This is a genomic window from Aquamicrobium sp. NLF2-7, assembly GCF_022359935.1.
Taxonomy (GTDB): domain Bacteria; phylum Pseudomonadota; class Alphaproteobacteria; order Rhizobiales; family Rhizobiaceae; genus Mesorhizobium; species Mesorhizobium lusatiense.
This window is the reverse complement of sequence record NZ_JAKSED010000001.1, coordinates 1,584,071-1,605,000: the sequence shown is the minus strand read 5'-3', so window position 1 is coordinate 1,605,000 and position 20,930 is coordinate 1,584,071. Positions and strand designations below refer to the sequence as shown.

The 20,930-nt window shown below is 61.4% G+C and carries 17 protein-coding genes, 2 rRNA genes and 1 riboswitch (1 of these 20 cut by a window edge); of the genes, 11 read left to right on the top strand and 8 right to left on the bottom strand.

What is annotated here, in order from left to right; translation table 11 throughout:
* From MIC97_RS07845 to MIC97_RS07825, 5 genes are all read left to right on the top strand, one after another.
* Window positions 1-2,566 (top strand): 23S ribosomal RNA (locus MIC97_RS07845); it begins 240 nt to the left of the window's first position.
* 178 nt (window positions 2,567-2,744) lie between these two features.
* Window positions 2,745-2,859 (top strand): 5S ribosomal RNA (rrf, locus tag MIC97_RS07840).
* 206 nt (window positions 2,860-3,065) lie between these two features.
* Window positions 3,066-4,165 (top strand): IS3 family transposase gene (locus tag MIC97_RS07835; protein WP_239799560.1). Its coding sequence is split into 2 segments (ribosomal slippage): window positions 3,066-3,318 and window positions 3,318-4,165, totalling 1,101 coding nucleotides; the frame shifts between segments, so codons are not numbered across the junction.
* 172 nt (window positions 4,166-4,337) lie between these two features.
* Window positions 4,338-4,453, top strand: a riboswitch (TPP riboswitch).
* Between the two features lie 90 nt (window positions 4,454-4,543).
* Complete coding sequence (locus tag MIC97_RS07830; RefSeq protein ID WP_239799559.1) at window positions 4,544-5,191, top strand: TenA family protein; 648 nt, start codon at window positions 4,544-4,546, stop codon at window positions 5,189-5,191.
* Between the two features lie 2 nt (window positions 5,192-5,193).
* On the top strand, window positions 5,194-5,859 hold the full coding sequence (locus tag MIC97_RS07825; protein WP_239799558.1) for a TenA family protein: 666 nt from the start codon (window positions 5,194-5,196) through the stop codon (window positions 5,857-5,859).
* An 85-nt stretch (window positions 5,860-5,944) separates the two neighbouring features.
* Here the strand turns inward: MIC97_RS07825 and MIC97_RS07820 are convergent, their stop codons facing one another.
* Both MIC97_RS07820 and MIC97_RS07815 read right to left on the bottom strand, forming a co-directional pair.
* Complete coding sequence (locus MIC97_RS07820; RefSeq protein WP_239799557.1) at window positions 5,945-6,658, bottom strand: L,D-transpeptidase; 714 nt, start codon at window positions 6,656-6,658, stop codon at window positions 5,945-5,947.
* A gap of 19 nt (window positions 6,659-6,677) precedes the next feature.
* Window positions 6,678-7,265 (bottom strand): DsbA family protein, encoded by a 588-nt coding sequence (locus MIC97_RS07815; RefSeq protein WP_239801064.1) that lies wholly within the window; start codon window positions 7,263-7,265, stop codon window positions 6,678-6,680.
* A 353-nt stretch (window positions 7,266-7,618) separates the two neighbouring features.
* Between MIC97_RS07815 and MIC97_RS07810 the strand changes: the two genes are divergently transcribed.
* Window positions 7,619-8,992, top strand: coding sequence for an ATP-binding protein (locus MIC97_RS07810; RefSeq protein WP_239799556.1), 1,374 nt, complete (start codon window positions 7,619-7,621; stop codon window positions 8,990-8,992).
* Window positions 8,993-9,098: 106 nt separating this feature from the next.
* On the opposite strand, the gene MIC97_RS07805 is transcribed toward MIC97_RS07810, so the two are convergent.
* The 4 genes from MIC97_RS07805 to MIC97_RS07790 all read right to left on the bottom strand — a co-directional run bounded on the left by MIC97_RS07805 (window position 9,099) and on the right by MIC97_RS07790 (window position 13,057).
* Window positions 9,099-9,902, bottom strand: a complete 804-nt coding sequence (locus MIC97_RS07805; protein WP_239799555.1) for a TlpA disulfide reductase family protein — start codon at window positions 9,900-9,902, stop codon at window positions 9,099-9,101.
* A gap of 10 nt (window positions 9,903-9,912) precedes the next feature.
* Entirely contained in the window at window positions 9,913-11,739 is a 1,827-nt protein-coding gene (gene dsbD, locus MIC97_RS07800; protein ID WP_239799554.1) for a protein-disulfide reductase DsbD, read from the bottom strand.
* A gap of 35 nt (window positions 11,740-11,774) precedes the next feature.
* On the bottom strand, window positions 11,775-12,185 hold the full coding sequence (locus tag MIC97_RS07795; protein WP_239799553.1) for a thioredoxin family protein: 411 nt from the start codon (window positions 12,183-12,185) through the stop codon (window positions 11,775-11,777).
* A 209-nt stretch (window positions 12,186-12,394) separates the two neighbouring features.
* Entirely contained in the window at window positions 12,395-13,057 is a 663-nt protein-coding gene (locus tag MIC97_RS07790) for a response regulator transcription factor (RefSeq protein ID WP_239799552.1), read from the bottom strand.
* A gap of 143 nt (window positions 13,058-13,200) precedes the next feature.
* Between MIC97_RS07790 and MIC97_RS07785 the strand changes: the two genes are divergently transcribed.
* Both MIC97_RS07785 and MIC97_RS07780 read left to right on the top strand, forming a co-directional pair.
* Window positions 13,201-14,649, top strand: a complete 1,449-nt coding sequence (locus MIC97_RS07785; protein ID WP_239799551.1) for an amidohydrolase family protein — start codon at window positions 13,201-13,203, stop codon at window positions 14,647-14,649.
* A 7-nt stretch (window positions 14,650-14,656) separates the two neighbouring features.
* On the top strand, window positions 14,657-15,490 hold the full coding sequence (locus MIC97_RS07780; RefSeq protein WP_239799550.1) for a hypothetical protein: 834 nt from the start codon (window positions 14,657-14,659) through the stop codon (window positions 15,488-15,490).
* Between the two features lie 4 nt (window positions 15,491-15,494).
* On the opposite strand, the gene MIC97_RS07775 is transcribed toward MIC97_RS07780, so the two are convergent.
* A complete protein-coding gene (locus tag MIC97_RS07775; protein ID WP_239799549.1) occupies window positions 15,495-16,607 on the bottom strand; it encodes a Gfo/Idh/MocA family oxidoreductase in 1,113 nt (370 codons plus the stop codon).
* Window positions 16,604-17,614, bottom strand: a complete 1,011-nt coding sequence (gene iolG, locus MIC97_RS07770; protein WP_239799548.1) for an inositol 2-dehydrogenase — start codon at window positions 17,612-17,614, stop codon at window positions 16,604-16,606. Before iolG ends, MIC97_RS07775 begins: the two co-directional genes overlap by 4 nt.
* Before the next feature lie 122 nt (window positions 17,615-17,736).
* Here iolG and MIC97_RS07765 point away from each other — a divergent pair, with 122 nt between their 5' ends.
* The 3 genes from MIC97_RS07765 to MIC97_RS07755 all read left to right on the top strand — a co-directional run bounded on the left by MIC97_RS07765 (window position 17,737) and on the right by MIC97_RS07755 (window position 20,929).
* On the top strand, window positions 17,737-18,573 hold the full coding sequence (locus MIC97_RS07765; protein ID WP_239799547.1) for a MurR/RpiR family transcriptional regulator: 837 nt from the start codon (window positions 17,737-17,739) through the stop codon (window positions 18,571-18,573).
* Window positions 18,574-18,697: 124 nt separating this feature from the next.
* The gene (locus tag MIC97_RS07760) at window positions 18,698-19,642 is read left to right on the top strand and encodes a sugar ABC transporter substrate-binding protein (protein WP_183831947.1); all 945 of its coding nucleotides are present in this window, start codon (window positions 18,698-18,700) and stop codon (window positions 19,640-19,642) included.
* Between the two features lie 189 nt (window positions 19,643-19,831).
* A complete protein-coding gene (locus MIC97_RS07755) occupies window positions 19,832-20,929 on the top strand; it encodes an ABC transporter permease (protein ID WP_239801063.1) in 1,098 nt (365 codons plus the stop codon).
* Window position 20,930 lies beyond the last annotated feature (1 nt).

Genomic DNA, 20,930 nt, shown 5'->3' with positions numbered 1-20,930 from the left:
GGGAACTGAAACATCTAAGTACCCGTAGGAAAGGACATCAACCGAGACTCCGCTAGTAGTGGCGAGCGAACGCGGACCAGGCCAGTGGCTTATGTGAGACAAGCAGAACCTTCTGGAAAGGAGGGCCGTAGTGGGTGACAGCCCCGTATGCGTAATGCGAACATAAGTCCTTGAGTAGGGCGGGACACGTGAAATCCTGTCTGAACATGGGGAGACCACTCTCCAAGCCTAAGTACTCGTGCATGACCGATAGCGAACTAGTACCGTGAGGGAAAGGTGAAAAGCACCCCGACAAGGGGAGTGAAAGAGTACCTGAAACCGATTGCCTACAAACAGTAGGAGCCCAAGGTTCGTCCTGGGTGACTACGTACCTTTTGTATAATGGGTCAGCGACTTAGTGTGACGAGCAAGCTTAAGCCGGTAGGTGTAGGCGCAGCGAAAGCGAGTCTGAACAGGGCGTTCAGTTCGTCGCATTAGACCCGAAACCGAGTGATCTAGCCATGAGCAGGTTGAAGGTAAGGTAACACTTACTGGAGGACCGAACCCGTATCTGTTGCAATAGATTGGGATGACTTGTGGCTAGGGGTGAAAGGCCAATCAAACTCGGAAATAGCTGGTTCTCCGCGAAATCTATTTAGGTAGAGCGTCGACCGAATACCCCCGGGGGTAGAGCACTGGATGGGCTATGGGGACTCACCGTCTTACTGATCCTAACCAAACTCCGAATACCGGGGAGTACTAGTCGGCAGACACACGGCGGGTGCTAACGTCCGTCGTGGAAAGGGAAACAACCCTGACCTACAGCTAAGGTCCCCAAGTCATGGCTAAGTGGGAAAGGATGTGAGGATCCCAAAACAACCAGGATGTTGGCTTAGAAGCAGCCATCATTTAAAGAAAGCGTAACAGCTCACTGGTCTAAATAAGGGTCTTTGCGCCGAAAATGTAACGGGGCTAAAGCCATGCACCGAAGCTTAGGGTTCGTCGTAAGACGAGCGGTAGCGGAGCGTTCTGTAAGCTGATGAAGCCGTACCCGTGAGGGGCGGTGGAGGTATCAGAAGTGCGAATGCTGACATGAGTAACGTAAGGGGTGTGAGAGACACCCCCGCCGAAAGTCCAAGGGTTCCTGCTTAAAGTTAATCTGAGCAGGGTTAGCCGGCCCCTAAGGCGAGGCCGAAAGGCGTAGTCGATGGGAATCACGTTAATATTCGTGAGCCTGGAGGTAGTGACGGATCGCGTGTATTGTCAGGTCTTATTGGATTGATCTGGCAGTGAAGCGGTCCCGGGAAATAGCTCCTCCTTATAGCCCGTACCCGAAACCGACACTGGTGGACTGGTAGAGTATACCAAGGCGCTTGAGAGAACTATGCTGAAGGAACTCGGCAAATTGCACGCGTAACTTCGGAAGAAGCGTGACCCTTGTCTGCGCAAGCAGGTGAGGGTGGCACAGACCAGGGGGTAGCGACTGTTTATCAAAAACACAGGGCTCTGCGAAGCCGCAAGGCGACGTATAGGGTCTGACGCCTGCCCGGTGCTGGAAGGTTAAGAGGAGAGGTGCAAGCTTTGAATCGAAGCCCCAGTAAACGGCGGCCGTAACTATAACGGTCCTAAGGTAGCGAAATTCCTTGTCGGGTAAGTTCCGACCTGCACGAATGGCGTAACGACTTCCCCGCTGTCTCCAGCATAGACTCAGTGAAATTGAATTCCCCGTGAAGATGCGGGGTTCCTGCGGTTAGACGGAAAGACCCCGTGCACCTTTACTATAGCTTTACATTGGCATTCGTAGTGACATGTGTAGGATAGGTGGTAGGCTTTGAAGCCAGGGCGCCAGCCTTGGTGGAGCCACCCTTGAAATACCACCCTTATTACTATGGATGTCTAACCGCGACCCGTTATCCGGGCCCGGGACAATGTATGGTGGGTAGTTTGACTGGGGCGGTCGCCTCCTAAAGAGTAACGGAGGCGCGCGATGGTGGGCTCAGACCGGTCGGAAATCGGTCGTCGAGTGCAATGGCATAAGCCTGCCTGACTGCGAGACTGACAAGTCGAGCAGAGACGAAAGTCGGTCATAGTGATCCGGTGGTCCCGTGTGGAAGGGCCATCGCTCAACGGATAAAAGGTACGCCGGGGATAACAGGCTGATGACCCCCAAGAGTCCATATCGACGGGGTTGTTTGGCACCTCGATGTCGACTCATCGCATCCTGGGGCTGGAGCAGGTCCCAAGGGTATGGCTGTTCGCCATTTAAAGCGGTACGTGAGTTGGGTTCAGAACGTCGTGAGACAGTTCGGTCCCTATCTGCCGTGGGTGTAGGAATATTGACAGGATCTGTCCCTAGTACGAGAGGACCGGGATGGACGTATCTCTGGTGGACCTGTTGTGGCGCCAGCCGCATAGCAGGGTAGCTATATACGGACGGGATAACCGCTGAAGGCATCTAAGCGGGAAACCCACCTGGAAACGAGTATTCCCTGAGAACCGTGGAAGACGACCACGTTGATAGGCCGGGTGTGGAAGAGCGGCAACGCTTGAAGCTTACCGGTACTAATAGTTCGATAGGCTTGATCGTTCTCATTCCTTATGTTCATCAAATCCAGCGCTCACGCATGAGCGGCCCTTCGGGCCTATGCTCCGCGAGGGCGCTGGAAAACCGGCGACGCGCAGTCGCGCTTGCGGGCACAGCCCGTAACGAACGCGCATCGCTCATCAGCACAAAACAGCTTCTCAATTAACATGCGCTTTGCCGACCTGGTGGTCATGGCGGGGCGGCTGCACCCGTTCCCATTCCGAACACGGCCGTGAAACGCCCCAGCGCCGATGGTACTTCGTCTAAAGACGCGGGAGAGTAGGTCGCTGCCAGGTCTGCAAAACGCATGAAAATCTTCTCTGATGTAAACAGAACAGCTTCATTCCCTGATTACAGAACGCCGCCCTTCGGGGCGGCGTTCTGCGTTGTGGGCTGGCCCAAGGAAAATGCCCGACCTCGCTGATTGTTAGTGACCTGTGACCTGAGCCCCTGAACTTCCTCCAGATTTTGGTAGAGTCCGTCGCAATGAGGAGACGGACGAATGAAGCGTTCACGGTTCACGGAAGAACAAATTATCGGGATACTGAAGGAGCAGGAGGCGGGCGCGAAGACAGTCGATGTCTGCCGCAAGCACGGCATCTCGGACGCAACCTTCTACAAATATAAAGCAAAGTATGGCGGCATGGACGTGTCGGATGCCCGCAAACTGAAGGCGCTTGAGGACGAGAACGCCAGGCTGAAGAAGCTGCTCGCCGAGGCCGTGCTGGACAATGCGATCCTGAAGGATGTTGCTGCAAAAAAATGGTGACGCCCGATGTGAAGCGGGATGCGGTGGCTCACGTCTGTGCGCAGCACGGGGTGAGCCAGCGTCGGGCGTGCGAGGTTCTGTCGGTGGATCGGTCGAGCATGCGATATCGCAGCGTGCGGCCTGACGATGCATCCATCCGCGAGGCCATGAAGAAGCTGGCGTCCGAACGGCGGCGCTTCGGTTATCGCCGTATCCACGTCATGCTCGACTGGCAGGGGATCGTCATGAACCTGAAGAAGCTTCGGCGTCTCTACCGGGAGGAGAAGCTGACGGTGCGCAAGCGTGGCGGCCGAAAGCGGGCCTTGGGCACGAGACGTCCTCTGGCTTTGCCGTCGCGTCCGGGCGAGCGCTGGAGCCTGGACTTCGTCAGCGATGCCTTCACCGACGGTCGCCGCTTTCGGGTCCTGGCCGTCGTCGACGACTTCACCCGAGAATGCCTATGCCTGGTTGCCGATACATCCCTGTCAGGCGCAAGGCTTGCCCGCGAACTGGACAGTCTCATCGCCAGACGCGGAAAACCGAGGACGATTGTCTCGGACAACGGGACGGAGATGACCAGCATGGCCATCCTCAAATGGTGCCAGGAGGCCAAGGTGGAATGGCATTACATCGCCCCCGGCAAGCCGATGCAAAACGGCTTCGTCGAAAGCTTCAACGGCAGCTTCCGCGATGAGTGCCTGAACGAGACGCTGTTCTCGTCGCTCGCTCAGGCCCGCGCCGCAATCACTGCATGGAAGGAGGATTACAACAGAAACAGACCGCACTCGTCGCTGGGCAACATCACCCCCAACGAGTTCGCAATGAAAATAGCTATGGAAAAACAGGCCGCATGACGCCAGATTGAAAACCCAAGACTCTCCTGAAAACCGGAGGGAAGATGGGTCTCAGGTCATTAGCTGTGCAATCCGATGTGGCGGCGATGGTGGCTTTATCGTTTCAAGGCGTGAATTGCCGATCCGGTCTGTCGCTTCGTGGTGACAGGCAGCGTCCGATCGCCTACAAGGAACATTCACCAAGGGGAGCCTCGACAAGGGGCTGAGAGACCGCTGGCGCAAGCAGTGCGGTGACCCTTCGAACCTGATCCGGATCATGCCGGCGAAGGGATGGCGAATGTTGATGCTGTCTTTTGCCGGCCTCCATGCGAGGCCGTACATGCCACAAACAAAGCCCGAAATTTACGGTCTCGCTGTCTGCCATGAAAGGACGGCAAGATGACCGAACGCTTTTCCGAAACACTGAGGCTTGCGAGCGAACCGCTCTGGACACAGGCGGTAAGTCACCGTTTCGTGGGCGAATTGTTCGCCGGCACGGTTCCCGATGCCGTGATGTCGTCCTATCTCGTGCAGGACTATCGCTTTCTCGACAGTTTCCTGACCCTTCTTGGGGCAGCGATCGCCACCAGCGACAGTTTTGAGGCGCGGCTGCGGTTCGGTCGTTTCATTGGCATGGTGGCGGGGGAGGAGAACACCTATTTCCTGCGGGCGTTCGAAGCGCTCGGCGTCGATGAAGGCCAGCGCGCAGCCATCCCCGATACCAAGCCGACCGCCGGGTTCAAGGCGATCATGCGGGAGGCGGCAGCCACACGCTCCTATGCGGCTGCGCTTTCGGTTCTGAACGTTGCGGAATGGCTCTATCTCGACTGGACCATGCAGGCGCCCCATCCGTTGCCGCAGAACTTCATTCATGCGGAATGGATCACCCTTCACGACAATACCGATTTTCGCGATTTCGTTGGCTTCCTTCGGGGGGAGCTGGATCGCGTCGGGCCGGGCGAAGCCGAAGTGAGCCGCGATTTCTTTCAAAGGGCCGTGAAGCTCGAGCTGGCCTTTTTCGATGCAGCCTACGAGCAGGGAGAGTGAAGATGGACGTTTTTGATCGGCTGAAACAGGCGGCGGATCAGGATTGGCAAAGCTATGTCGATCATCGGTTCGTGCGCGAGCTGGGCGCAGGCACGCTGCCACAGGCGGCCTTCAGGGCTTATCTGGTGCAGGACTATCTTTTCCTGATCCAGTTTTCGCGCGCGTGGGCGCTTGCTGCCTATAAGAGCCGGACGATACCGGAAATCCGCGCCGCGCAGGCTGGTCTTTCAGGCATCCTCGACGAGACCGAGCTGCATGTGCGGCTCTGCGGCCGGTGGGGGCTGACGCCGGAGCCGCTTCACTCCGTGCCGGAGCATCAGGCGACGGTCGCCTATACGCGCTTCGTTCTGGATTGCGGCGCTGCAGGTGACCTGCTCGACCTGCATGTGGCTCTTGCGCCCTGTGTTATCGGCTATGCCGAGATCGGCAAGGCGCTGACCCCGAACGGCATCGATAAGATCCCGGCGGATCATCCCTATCGCGAATGGATCGGGGAATACGCCGGCGATGCGTTCCAGCAACTGGCGGTCGGGTCACGCAAGCTTCTGGATGATCTGGCAGAGCGCTCGATGACCGAGCGACGTTTTGCGGAACTCGCTGCCCTGTTTGGCAAGGCATCCCGTCTCGAAGCCGATTTCTGGCAGATGGGGCTGGACGCCGCGGCCTGAGCGTAATGAAAAAAGCCTCCCCGCTGAAAAATCAGGCGGGGAGGCTGTTCGATGCGGCACAAATTCTCCGATGCCGATAAGCCGATTAAAGGATAACGACCTTCGAGCCGGGGCGTGCGCGGGCGTAAAGGTCGATGATGTCGGAGTTCAGCAGGCGGATGCAGCCGGCGGAAACCGACTTGCCGATGCTGCTCGGCTGGTTGGTGCCGTGGATGCGGTAGTAAGTGTCCTTGCCGTCCTTGAACAGATAAAGGGCGCGTGCTCCGAGCGGATTGGTGGGGCCGCCTTCGACGCCGTCCTCGTATTTCTTGTACTGTTGCGGGGCGCGGGTAATCATGGCGTCCGTCGGTCGCCAGCGCGGCCATTCCTGCTTCCATGCCAGATCGGTTTCGCCGGAGAAGCCCCGGCCGGCCGCGCCGACGCCAACGCCGTAACGCAGCGCCTTGCCGTTGCCCTGCACCAGATAGAGGAAGTGGTTGGCCGGATCGACGACGATCGTGCCCGGCGCATAGGCTGTCTGATAGTCGACGAGCTGACGCTGGTATTTTTCGGCGATCTTAACCTGGCTCTCGTCCGGTACGGCGAAGCGCTCATTCGGCTTTGGCCCGATACGAGGCGGCGCCACCGAGGCACTGGCCTGTTCCACCGGCGGAAGAGGGGCAATCGCGGGTGCAGCCGGCTGCAATCCGGGGGGCGTCGCCGTCTCGGAGGAGGTGGCGCAGGCGGCCAGCCCCATGCAGGCCAAAAGCGTCATTGCAGTCAGAATGCGTCGTGCCGACCCGTCCATTGCCTCGGTCATTTACCAGAAGTCCTTCGTATCAGTTGCTTTCACGCGCGCGCGCGTCTGAGATAACCTGTTTGAAACCCGCCTCATCGAGTGCTGAGGCGACGAGAAACGGGCCGATGAGAAAAACCGGCGTGCCGGCAAGACCGAGCGCATCGGCCTGTGCGCCATGGCGGCGCAGAAGCGTGGTGATTTCCGCGTCCTTCGCCTTCATGTCGCGTTCCAGCCGCTTCATGTCGAGCCCGACGCCGGCCACTGCCTTGCGCATCTTGTCTTCCGGCACCCTGCCGCCCGGTATGCCCATGAGTGCGTGGTGCACTTCGCTGTATTTGCCCTGATGGTGAGCAGCCAGCGCCAGCTTCGCACCATAGATGGAAGCCGAGGTGAGGATCGGCCAATCCTTGTAGACGAGGCGGACCTTGCCGTCCTGCTTCACCACCTTGTTCAGCGGCGCCATGGTCTTCTTGCAGAAGGGGCAGTTGTAGTCGAAGAAATAGACGATGGTGACATCGCCTTTGGCGTTGCCGGCCTTCGGATCGGCCGGATCGTTCAGGATCATCTCGGGGTCGAGCTGTTCGCCGTCCTGCGCGCGGGCGCGATGGGTAAAACCGGGAGCAGCCATGAGCGCGGCCAGCCCCAGCCCAAGTGCGGCCCTGCGGCTGACGGGTGCAATGGGAAGAGTTTCAGAAGAACCGGTTTCAGCAAGCGGCGACATGATGCGGGACTGGATGGTCGACATGATAAGCGGCCTCGATTTCAGATGGTCGGGCCGACAGGGTTTGGTGGACCTTAAGGCAGGCTTAAGGACAAAAGGAAAGCCTTCGCGCACGTTAAAAACAGGGTGTTGCAGACAGCGCACAGATGCCGGAACGGCAGCCGGCAAGGTTTCTTAAGTTTGCCTTAAGGTTCCGGCATGAGGCATGAAGCACCTGCGCCGTCTGCCGGCAGACGGTGCGGTAAATGGAGAAAAGTCCGATGCGTTCCATGCGGACACGACTGTTCGGCATTCTCATCCTCATCACCGGTCTGGTGTGGCTGTCGGCGGTGGCGTGGATTTTCTTTTCCACCGGCGCGCAACTCGAAAGGGTTCTCGATGCGCGGCTGATGGAGGCCGCACGCATGGTCAACTCCATGGTTACGAAGCGTGCCCTGGGAGCAGGCGAGAATGTGGGAATCCCATCTGTCGAAATGGAGACGCACGAAGCCTATAACCGCCAGCTTTCCTGTCAGATCTGGTCGCTTGAAGGCACTTTGCTCAGCCAGTCCGAAGGCGCTCCGGAGACCAGGCTGTCGGAGCATGCGGAAGGCTTTTCCAACACCGTCATCAATGGCGAAACCTGGCGGGTCTATACGGTCGATAACCCACAGGCAGGCGTGCGGGTGATGGTTGGGGATCGTGTTTACTTTCGCGATCATCTGGTCAACAGCGTGATTTTCGGCGTGCTTTTGCCCGCATTGCTGATCCTGCCGGTGCTCGCCGGCCTGATCTGGCTGAGTGTCGGACGCGGGCTGACCCCGCTCAGCCGGATTGCGCGGGAGCTTTCCATGCGTCCTGCCTCCGACCTGCACCCGATCGACGCGGGCGGTGCGGCCAGCGAGCTGCAACCTGTGGTGAAAGCGCTGAATGCGCTGTTTCGGCGGGTGTCCGACGCCCGCGAGCGTGAGCGTGATTTCATCGCCTTCGCCGCGCATGAACTGCGCACGCCGATGTCGGGCCTCAAGACACAGGCGCAGGTGGCCCTTGCCAGCAGCGATCCGGCGGTTCAGCAAAACGCACTGTCGCAGATTGTCGTGGGTGTGGATCGCACCGGCCGGCTGGTTCGGCAGTTGCTGGACATCGCCTCGCTGGAAGCGGGCGGGGAGGCAGTGGCCGCGGAAACCTTCAACGCTGGGCGCGTTGTGCAGTCGGTGGCCGATGAGCTGGTGACACAGCACGCTGGCGGGGATGCCGTCATCTTTGTCGATCCCGGCCTTTCGGCTTTTTCATTCACGCTGCCGGCAGAGCTGTTCCGGCTCGCCGTGCGCAATCTGCTGGAAAATGCCGTGCACCATTCACCGCCCGGCGGGCGGGTTTTCTGCCGTATCGCCGAGGAAGGCGAGGACATTGTCCTGCGCATCGAGGACGAGGGACCGGGCATTCCGCAGGAAGAACTGCCACGCGTGACGGAGCGTTTTTTCCGGGGCCGGTTCCGCTCATCGGTTGGCAGCGGGCTGGGGCTCAGCATCGTGGAAACAGCGCTGGACCATGCCGGAGCAAGGCTGGATATACGCAACCGGCAGCAAGGCGGCCTCTCGGCTGCAATCGTCATCCCGGCTGACATGGCGCAGAAGATGAAGGCAGCGGCTTAAACCCTGTCGCGATCTGGAAGATCGCGACAGGGTTTAAGGTCCTGATTTCACGCATGTCGTTGTCCCGAAACCGTGCCCACTTTCGGGCGACATGCTTTAGGAGCGCCTATTCGTCCCTTAGCTTGCCGATGCCCGTGAGCAGCGCTTCGCGTGAAATTTCGCCCATATGAACGGAGCGGAGCCGGCCATCGGCGCCGATGAACAGGGTCGCGGGCAGGCCGGGCGTGGTGTAGTGGCGCGAGAAACGGCCAAGTCCGTCAAGCAGCACCGGGTCGAGCGTTAATCCCTCCCGTTCGAGATAGGCCTGAACGGTGCCCTCGTTCTCGCCCTGATTGACGAACAGGAAGGCAGCCTCTTCATTGGTGGCAGCGACACCGGCCATCATCGGCATTTCGCGCCGGCAAGGCGGGCACCACGAGGCCCAGAGGTTGATCACCATCGGCTTGCCGGTGAGCGTCGAGGGCGTGACTTCGGCGCCTGCCAGCGAGGTATAGGAGCCGGAGGGCAGGGGCGTTGGCGGCACGCCGGCGGTGAGCTGGATGACAAGCGTGGCCATGAATGCGGCTGCCGCTGCCGGAACCGGCGTCCATAGCAGCAACCGGGGACGGTGGCGCAGATGCAGAAGCGTGATCGCCGCCACCCCGGCGATGCCGGCCGGGATCATGAACCCACCCTGCCAGACGGCCAGAACGCGCCATGGCTCGGCAGCGAAACTGTCGAAATGGCGCAGGACATGGCCGATACGCGCCGCGATCAGGAATGCCAGCGCCGCCCGCCACGACCAGCCGGCAAAGCGGCTGTCCACGGTGCGGGCCAGAATCTCGGCGCCGCCCAGAAACGTCGCTATGCCGAGAATCGCGGCCAGGCGATCCGGCGAGAACATCAGCGGCCCGATGGTGAAGGCGTTCATTGCGTAAACCTTATTCCCTCGACCGCGCCGCCGAGGCGACAAGCGATTTCACGTCTATCTCCCCGACAAGCCTTGTGCCGTCGACCTCCGCATTATCGGTTCCAAAGAAGATCATGGTCGGCGGGCCGATGACTGCCAGATCGCGCATCAGGGACTGCTTGTCGTCGTCCAGCTTCGACAGGTCGACCTTGATGCGGCGGAAGCCGGACAGATTGTCCGTTACTTCCGGTGCCGGCAACACGTCGCGCTCGATACCGGCGCAGGTCACGCACCAGTCGGCGGTGAAATAGACCAGCGTCGGGCGCTTTTCGGAAGCGGCGGTGGCAAGCACGCTCTGCAACTCCGGCGCGGAAGAGATATTGGCGAAGTCGGGCGCGGTGGTTGCGGCCGTCTGCTGCTCGACGCCGAAATGCGCCAGAGGGCGGGCGGGGTCGCCGCCGCCGGAGGCAGCGCCCAGTCCGAGGATCAGCGCATAGAGCGCAACGGCCATGCCGGCGCCCTTGCGCAGGCGGCGGTCTGCTGTGGCTTCGTTTCCGAGGGCATCGAAAGCGCCGATGAACACGGCGGCTGTCATGGCAAGAGCTGCCCACAGGGCCAGTGTCAGGGACGCCGGGAGCAATCGCGATGCCATCCACACCGCCATGCCAAGCAGCACGAAGCCGAACACATATTTCACATATTCCATCCAGCCGCCGGTTTTCGGCAGGGCGCGGCTGCCGAATGTGCCAAAGGCGATCAGCGGCAGGCCCTGACCGAGGCCAAGCGCCAACAGTGCGGAAGCGCCCAGAACCGCATCGCCGGTCTGGGCGATGTAGAGCAGGGCGGCGGCCAGCGGAGCGGTGACGCAAGGGCCGACGATCAGCGCGGAGGTGAAGCCGATGGCGGCGGCACCGCCCAGCGAGCCGCGCCGGCTGCTGCCGGCACCAGCCATGCGGTTGACCCATGCGGACGGAAGCTGAATTTCAAAAAGCCCGAACATGGACAGGGCGAGGATGAAGAAGATTATCGCAACCGTGCCGACAGCAAAGGGCGATTGCAGCACGATCTGCAGGTTCTGGCCCGACCATGCGGCCGCAATGCCGAGCAGGCCAAACGCCGCTGCCATGGCCACCACATAGGTGAGCGACAGGGCAAAGCCACGGCGTGGCGTCAGCGTTTCACCGGAGCGGGCAAGCGTGGCGCTCAGGATCGGATACATGGGCAGCACGCAGGGTGTGAAGGCCAGCAGCAGCCCGAAGACGAGGAAACTGCCTACCACCCAAAGCGCGCCGCCATCTTTCAGCAGCGAAGCGATCATGCCCCCGGAAGCGGCTTCCTGCGAAACTTTGAAGCCGCCGGCGGACGCTTCCGCCGGCTTGTCGGAGGCAGGCCCGGATTGCGGCATTTCGGCAAACAGGCCGAAACCCGAGGCGGCAGCCGTGATCTCCAGCGTGTCGAGGTTCACCTTGCGGGTTTCAGGCGGATAGCAGATCGAATCCTTCTTGCAGCCCTGATAGGTCAGCAGGATTTCGGATGCCGAACCGGGGACGATGTGCGCCTTTGCCTCCTTGTAGTAAACTTCCGAGACCCCGAAATTGGGATCGTCCTCCTTCGTTCCTTCCACGGTGTTCAATGTGACAGGCGCATCGCCATTCGCGGCTTTCGCTTCGATATGGTCGCGATAGAGGTAGTAACCGTCGGCGATCTTCCACTCGAAGCTTACGCCACCGTCCGCAGAGGGAGCGGCTTTGAGGCGAAACGCCTCGTCGGCCTGCAACAGGTCGAATTGCTGGGCGGCAGCCGGAAAAAGGCCGGCAAGGAAAAGCAGGGTCGCAAGGGCGGTAATCAGTATTCTCAACGTTCAGTTCTCTCGCTGACTTTGATGCTGAAGTGTCAGGCGGCAAAAGCTTGCAGGCGGGCGATCAGATGCTCGGTCGTGAAATTGCCGACCGAACGGGTGTTGGCGTGTTCACGCCCGCTGCGCGTATCGACGATGAAAACGGTTGGCGGGCCATCGACCTTCAGATGCCGTAACAGAGCGCGATTGTCATCTGACATGGTGGTGATGTCGATCTTCAGCAGGCCGAAACCGTGCATCAGCTTCGCAACCCGCCGGTCCGGCAGGATCTTGTCGTCGATGACCTTGCAGAAGGCGCACCATTCCGCGCCGACATCGACAAGCGCCACGGCCTTTGTCTTTGCCAGATCATCAAGCGCTGCCTGATACTGGGACAGGCTTCCGATAAGATAAGTGGCGGCGGCAGCCGGCGCGGCGAGCACGCCAGCGCCGGCGAGCGCGATCATGCCGCTGAGAAATGTCCGCCGCTGAAGGAGAGACGGTGCATGCAGGCTTCCGATGAGCCGATGTTCGGGATCAGGACGGGTGTCGCACATGCTGTCAACGCTGCTCCTTTGGCCGGGCCGCCGCACAGATGCGAAAATGCTGCTGCGGGCAGGCTTTGCGGGGCAGTTTCCGGGTGAAACTTAAGCCAGACTTAAACGCATGGAATGCCTTACGGCTCCGAGCCGAGGCGATAGCCCAGCCCCCGCACCGTTTCGATGAGACCCGGCCCCAGCTTGGAGCGCAGGTGATGGATATGCACCTCGATGGTGTTGCTCTCCACCTCTTCCTGCCAGCCATAGAGCTTGTCTTCCAGCTGCGCCCTGGACAGTATCGCACCGGGATGGCTCATCAGGGACTGAAGGATGGTGAACTCGCGCCGCGAGAGGCGCACCTGCCGCCCTGCCTGCTCGACCGTCTGGCTGGATGGCACCAGCATCAGGTCGCCCCATTTCAGATCCGCGCTGGAGCGGCCATTGGAGCGGCGGGTCAGCGCCCGCAACCTTGCCGCGACCTCGTCCAGATCGAAAGGCTTGCCCAGATAATCGTCGGCACCGCTGTCGAGACCGCTGATGCGGTCGGCAACCGTGTCGCGTGCCGTCAGAAGCAGCACTGGTATCTGGTTGCGGGCAGAGCGCAGCGATTTCAGGACATCGAGACCCGATCCATCGGGCAGCATCAGGTCGAGGACGACGGCATCGAAGGCGGTCGAGTCCAGCGCAGCCGTCGCTGCCTCGCAGGTGCCCACCGCATCGGTGGTGAAGCCCGCAAGCGCCAGGCCCACTTTTAGCCCGTCGCGCAAAATGTCATCGTCTTCTACGATCAGCAGCCGCATCGCTTCCTTCCGCCAACGGACCTTCACTCGTAAGCCTGTCTTAAGGCAAGCTTAAGGAAACGCGATCTGAAGCCGGTCAGCGTTTTGCAACGGGTAGCAAATCAACTATCGTCGCAACATTGTTTGAATCTCAGGAGGTCGGCGTGGGCATCAGCTTTGGATCGAAATACAGCCATCTGCGCCACGGCTTCGGTTGTCTGTGCCACAGCCCGTTGGTTGCTGAAATCAACGCGCGGCTTGCCGGAGGCACGTCCAGACGATCCGTGCTGAGAGGCATTGCCGCGGCAGTCGGCGCTGCGACGGTTGGATTGCCTGCCTTTGCTGCGGAGGGAAAGCCGGTGCTTTTGAAGAATGTGAGGATATTCGACGGCAAGTCCTCTGCCTATATCGAAGGGCGAAATGTCCTGATCTCGGAAAACCGCGTCGAAAGCCTTGTCGGGCAGGATGAGGCGGTGACCGACGCTGAGGTGATCGACTGTGCCGGCAAGGTGCTGATGCCGGGGCTCATTGATGCGCACTGGCATTCCATTCTTGCCGGCATCAGCCAGATCGCGGCGATGACGGCGGATATTCCTTATGCGCATCTCGTTGCCGCGCAGGAGGCCGAACGGACGCTCATGCGCGGCTTCACCACGGTGCGCGATGTCGGCGGGCCATCCTTCGCGCTGAAGCGGGCGATCGATGAGGGACGGCTGGCGGGCCCGCGCATCTATCCCAGCGGCGCGATGATCTCGCAGACCTCGGGGCATGGCGATTTCCGCATGCGCACCGATCTGCCGCGCACGGCGCAAAGCAATCTCAGCACGGCGGAAGCCGCTGGCATATCCGCGATCGCCGATGGCGTGCCGGAGGTGCTGCGCCGCGCCCGCGAGCAGCTCATGCTTGGCGCCAGCCAGCTCAAGATCATGGTGGGCGGCGGCGTGACGTCGACCTTCGATCCGCTGGATTCGCTGCAGTTCACCGAGGCCGAGATCAGGGCTGCCGTCGATGCGGCGGGTGACTGGGGCACTTATGTGTGCGCGCATGTCTACACTTCCGCAGGGATAAGGCGCGCGCTGGACTGCGGCGTGAAGAGCATCGAGCACGGCCAGCTTGCAGACGAGGAAACCGTGCAGCGCATTGCCGATGCGGGTGCGTGGTGGAGCCTCCAGCCCTTCCTGGCGGACGAGGATTCCAATCCCGGCGGAACGCCCGAGCAGCAGGCGCAGCGTCGCGAGGTTGCGGAAGGCACGGCGCGTGCCTTCGAGCTTGGCAAGAAGCACAACGTCAACATGGCCTGGGGCACCGATATTCTTTTCAATCCGAAAGGGACGGCAGCGCAGGGGCGGCATCTCGCCAAGATCGCGCGCTGGTTCGACAATCATGAGGTGTTGTCGCTGGCTACCAGCCGCAATGCCGCATTGCTGGCATTGTCTGGTCCCCGCAACCCCTATCGGGGTAGGCTGGGGGTGATCGAAAATGGCGCCATCGCCGATCTGCTTGTCGTGGATGGCGATCCGTTGCAGGATATCTCCGTTATTGCCGACCCCGAAAACAGTCTGAAGCTCATCATGAAGGATGGGCGCATTCACAAGAACACGCTCGGAGCCTGAGGCGATCATGAAAAAGAAAGCAACGGCCGGTCTTGCGGCTTTTCTTGCTCTCACAACGTCCTGTGCCTTCGCCGCAGACATATTGCCGGTAACGGCGCCGGAAGCGGTGGATGCGGGCCGCCCGCTCTGGGCATTGCAGATCACCCCCTACATGTGGGCTGCGGGCCTCAAGGGCGACATTTCGCCATTCCGGCGGGCGCCGACGATCCCGGTCGAAAAGAGCTTCGGCGATATTTTTGACGATCTGAACTTCGGCGGCTTCGTCAATCTGTGGGCCCGCTATGATCGTTTCGTCTTCTCAGGCGATGCCATGTACACGTCAACCACAGACGCGCACAGCTTCGGCAGCATCCCGCAGCTTCCCGGTTGGACGGGCCCTTATCCGAGCAGCGCGGATGTGGACGTGGATACCAAGCAGTTCACCTCCACGCTGACCGGCGGCTATCGTGTCTTGGACGTTCCCGGCACCACGCTGGATCTGCTGGGCGGCCTTCGCATCTGGCATGTGTCCAACCGGGTGAAGGTCGGCGGACTGGTCAACAACACCTATGTCTCAGCCTCCCACAAGGAAAGTTTCGGCTGGGTCGACCCGGTGATCGGCGCGCGGCTGTTCCATGGGCTGACGGACCGGCTTTCCTTCCACCTTCAGGCTGATGTCGGCGGCTTCGACGTGGGGTCCAAAATCACCTATCAGGCGCTGGCGACATTCAACTACATACTGACCGATCACCTTTCCACCTCCGTCGGCTACAAGGTGTTGAGCGTGGATTACCGCCATGATGGCCATGTCTTCGACACGAAGCTGCATGGCCCGGTGCTGGGCATGACCTACCGCTTCTGAAGCCTTACAATTCGATGCGCCGCCCGTTGGAGGCGGCGATCGCGTGGATGATTTCCTCGATCGTCAGCGCGTCTGCAAAGGACGGGTAAGCTTCCTTGCCGTCTGCGATGGCGCGCAGGAATTCCGCCGCCTCGATTACCTTGAGATCGTTGAAGCCGAGCTGATGGCCGGCGGCGGGCGTGAACTGCCCGTAGGGAGGATGCGCCGGGCCGGTCAGGATGGTGGTGAAACCCTGTGTGGCCGCATCGCCATCGTTGCGGAACAGTTGCAGCTCGTTCAACCGTTCCTGATCGAAGCGGATCATGCCTTGCGTTCCATGCACTTCGAACACCATGCTGTTCTTGCGCCCCCATGCCGAGCGCGAGGTGGAAAACAGACCCTGCTGGCCGCCGGCGAAGGTGAGGATGGCGGAGGCGATGTCGTCGTTCTCGACAGGGCGCGGCGCACCGCCTTCCGGCGAAGGGCGCGTTTCGTGCACGGTGCGGATATCGCCGATAACGCTGGCGATCGGCCCCATAACGCCAATGGCCATGGACAGCATGTGGCAGCCCATGTCGCCCAATGCGCCAAGCCCGGCATCCATCTGCGTGGCGCGCCATGTCCATGGCAGGTCGGGGTCGGCCTGATAGTCCTCGTCTACGAAGCCGCGGAAATGAATGAGTCGGCCGATAGCGCCGTCGCCGATCAGCCGGCAGGCATGCTGATAGGCGGGATTGCGAATGTAGTTGTAACCAACCATGGTGAGTCGGCCGCTTTTTCCGGCCGCTCGCGTCATGGCGCGGGCCTCGTCCAGCGTCAGCGCCATCGGCTTTTCGCAATGGACATGCTTGCCGGCTTCAAGCGCGGCAATGGCCATTTCGGCATGCAGCTTGTTGGGCGTGGTGATGCACACGATGTCGATGGCGGGATCGCTCACCAGCGCGCGCCAGTCGTCGGTGGAGCGGGCAAAGCCGAATTGTTCGGCCATGGCGGATGCCTTGTCGGCCGGCGTGTCGCACAGGAGTTCGAGCCGTGGCGTCGGCACGTCGCCGAACACCGCCCTGACCGCGCCATAGGCCAGAGCATGGCATTTTCCCATGAAACCGGTGCCGATGAGGCCGATGCCGAGAGTACTCATGCGTCGCCGCCGACTTCCGCCATCCGCACTGCGCGGCCTTCCTGCACGGATTTCAGTGCCGCCTCGGCCAGAAGCAGTGCCGCCAGCCCGTCGGCACCGGATGGCGAGGGGTCCCTTCCGTCGCGGATCGTGGCAATGAAGGCGGCGATTTCGGCTGCATAGGCTTGCGTATAACGGGTCATGAAAAAATCATGCAGCGGCGGCAGGCGGTAGCCGTCGGCAGTGGCCAGTTCGACCGAAACCGGGCGCTGGTTCTGCGCCGAAACCGCGCCCAGCGAGCCGTGGACTTCGATGCGCTGGTCGTAGCCATAGCTGGCGCGGCGCGAATTTGAGATGGAGCACTGGCGCCCCGAGGCGGTCGTGAGCACCACCGATGCGCTGTCATGGTCGCCCAGACGGCCGATTTCCGGATCGACCAGCACCGAGGCCGCGGCATAGACGGTCTCGATTTCCTCGCCGAGCAGGAAGCGGGCCATGTCGAAATCGTGGATGGTCATGTCGCGGAAGATGCCGCCCGACGAGGCGATATAGGCAGGTGGCGGCGGGCCGGGATCGCGCGAAATGATCTGCACCATCTCGATCGTGCCGATGCGGCCCTCGTCGATGGCTTGCCGCACCGCCTGAAAATGCGGATCGAAGCGGCGGTTGAAGCCAACCATCAGCCTTGCGCCGGTGTCTTCCACCGTCTTCAGGCAGGCCCGCACGCGCGCCACGGAAAGATCGACCGGCTTTTCGCAGAATATCGCCTTGCCGGCGCGGGCGAAGAGCTCGATCAGATCGGCATGGGTGTCGGTCGGCGTACAGATGACGACCGCGTCGATGCTCTTGTCGGCGGCGATGTCCGCTATGGAGCGCACCGGCGCGCCATAGGGTTGCCCAAGGTCATCGGCGGCCTGCGCGACCGGGTCGGATATTGCCGCCAGCCTGGCGTCGTGGTTCGAGGCAATGGCCTGCGCATGCACCTTGCCGATGCGCCCGGCGCCCAGAAGAGCGAAACTGATCGTCATGACTGTCCTCGACAAATCGGACGCCACCGGATTTATGCAAACCGCTCCGGCATTGCCCGCCTGAGTGAATTAGAATAAAAATTCCAAAATCACGGAATATGGATCGTGTCAAGGAGCAAGCGATGGACCATGACGATGCAGGCGCGCCGCATACGGTCGAAGCCTTCTATGAAAGGCTGAGGCGTGACGGCCACGATCTGCCCAAGCGGCTGCGCCAATGCGCCGATTACGTCGCGGCCCATCCCGACAAGGTGGCGGTGTCGACGGTCGCCGAGCTTGCCGAAGCGGCGGATGTGCCGCCTTCGGCCTTCATGCGCTTCTGTCAGGAACTCGGCTTCTCCGGTTTCTCGCACATGCAGAAGCTGTTCCGCGAGGAATATACCCAGAAATGGCCGAACTACGCGACGCGCCTGACCAAGCTGCGCGACAGCGGCAATGATACGCCGGCGGCCCTTCTGGCCGAATTTGCCGAGGCTGGCCGCAATTCCATCGAGAACCTTGCCCGCACCGTCGATGCCACCCTGCTCGACGAGGCCGTCGCCATGCTGGCGCAGGCGCGCACCATTCATCTGGTCGGCAACCGCCGCGCGTTCCCTGTCGCGTCCTACCTTGCCTATTCCTTCGAGAAGATGGGCGTCCCCGCCATCCTGCACAGCGGTGTCGGCAATCTGAAGCTCGACCATCTGCTGGCTCGGGGCGACGCCATGATCGCCATCAGCTTCGCGCCCTATACGGCCGACACGGTCGAACTGGCCGAGGAGGCGGAACGGCGGGGCGTCGGGATCGTGGCGCTGACCGATCTGCCGACCAGCCCGCTGGCAAGGCTCGATGCGGTCAGGTTGTTCGTGTCGGAGATCGATGTTGGCGCTTTCCGCTCGCTTTCGGCGGCGCTGACGCTGGCCATGGCGCTGTCCGTCGCCGTCGGTGCGCATCGCCGCCGTCCTGAAAATAGAAAATGAAAGTTGCTTTTTGTAGAAAATGGAATAATTATGTCATTTATGGTCCCGGACCGTCCGGGATCGCTGCGCATGTAGCGGCTTCCGGAGGAGGAAGCCGGCATGCGGACGAAACGGGGAGGTTTCAATGAGAAGGACGTTTCTGGCACTCGCGGCGGCGGTTTCCACTGCCTTTGCGGGTCTTTCCACGCCGGCTCATGCCGAGGGCGAGCGCTTCGTTCTGGTCAGTCATGCGCCGGACAGCGACAGCTGGTGGAACACCATCAAGAATGCCATCACGCTTGCCGGCCAGCAGATGAACGTGACGGTGGAATACCGCAATCCGCCGACCGGCGATCTGGCCGACATGGGCCGCATCATCGAGCAGGCGGCGGCTTCCAATCCAAACGGCATCATCTCGACCATTGCGGATTATGACGTGCTGTCCGGGCCGCTCTCCAATGCGGTGGCCAAGGGCATTCCGGTCATCACCATCAATTCGGGCACCGAAGAGCAGTCGAAAGAGATCGGCGCGCTCCTGCATGTCGGACAGCCTGAAAAGGCGGCGGGCCATGGCGCGGGCGAGAAGGCCAAGGCTGCGGGCGTCACCAAATTCGTCTGCGTCAACCACTACATCACCAACCCGGCCTCGGTGGAGCGCTGCCAGGGATATGCCGAGGCGCTCGGCGTGGAACTCGGCTCGCAGATGATCGATTCCGGCCTTGATCCGGCTGAAGTGAAGTCGAAGGTTCTCGCCTATCTGCAGAGCAATCCCGACACCAACGGCATCCTGACGCTGGGTCCGAATTCCGCCATCCCGACGATTGCGGCCTTGCAGGAAAACGGCAAGGCAGGAACGATCCATTTCGCCACCTTCGATCTTTCGCCTGAGATTTCGGCGGCGATCAAGGACGGCACCATCGCCTTCGCCATCGACCAGCAGCCCTTCCTGCAAGGCTACCTGCCGGTGGTGATCCTGACCAATCTCGCCCGCTACGGCGTGGTGCCGGGCAACTCGATCAATTCCGGTCCGGGTTTCATCACCAAGGACAATATCGAGCTCGTGGAAAAGCTGGCCGGCGAATATCGCTGACCGCATGATGCAGGCGCCGGAGGCGATGCCCCGGCGCCCGCCTGCTCAACCCTGTTCTGAAGCGGTCCGGCGTGCGCCCTGTCTGGCGCCGCGTCCGCACGGCCATTTCCGGAGGACGGCATGACCGAACAAGCCCCCCGACCCAAACCCGCCGCACCCGGCGCGGCAGATACCAGCGCGGCCGAGATCATCGCCGACGAGCGCGTCAGGCCGATCTCGCCGCTGCGCAAGGCGCTGATCCGGCCGGAGCTCGGGGCCATCTGCGGCACCATACTGGTCTTCGTCTTCTTCTTCGCCATTGCCCGCAACAGCGGCATGTTCGCGCCCGAAGGCGTCATGAACTGGGGCGTGGTGGCTGCGCAGTTCGCCGTCATCGCGGTCGGCGCCTGTCTTCTGATGATCGCCGGCGAGTTCGACCTGTCGGTCGGCTCGATGATAGGCTTTTCGGGCATCATCATCGCGTTGCTGTCGGTGACGTGGCAATATCCGGTCTGGGTCGCGATTCTCGCCGCCTTTGCGATCGCGCTCGCCATCGGTGCGCTGAATGGCTACCTCGTCATCAGGACCGGCCTGCCGTCGTTCATCGTCACGCTGGCCTTCCTCTACATATTGCGCGGGCTGACAATTTTCATTTCCATCACCACGACGCGCCAGACCATCATTGGCGGCGTGCGCGAGGTGGCGGCGGGCGACCCGCTGGCATGGCTGTTCGGCGGCAAGGTGCTGGGCGCGCTGTTCGTATGGCTGGCCGATATGGGCCTGATCGGCAAGTTCGTGGCCGGGCCGCGCGCCGGCCAGCCGGTCGTGGACGGCATCCCGATCCTCATCATCTGGGCGCTGGTGCTGGTCGCCTTCGGCCACATCCTGCTCACCCGCACCCGCTTCGGCAACTGGATCTTCGCTTCCGGCGGCGATGCGCAGGCCGCACGCTATGTCGGCGTGCCGGTCGACCGGGTGAAGATCCTGATGTTCATGTTCTCCGCCTTCTGCGCCACCGTCTTCGCCACCTGTCAGGTGATGGAATTCGGCTCGGCGGCAGCCGATCGCGGCCTGCTCAAGGAGTTCGAGGCGATCATCTCGGTGGTGATCGGCGGGGCGCTGCTCACCGGCGGCTACGGCTCGGTGATCGGGGCGGCACTCGGCGCGCTGATCTTCGGCGTCGTCCAGCAAGGGCTGTTTTTCGCGGGTGTCGAAAGCTCCCTGTTCCGCGTCTTCCTCGGCGCCATCCTTCTGATGGCCGTCATCCTCAACACCTATATCCGCCGCATGATCACGGGGGAGCGCTGAG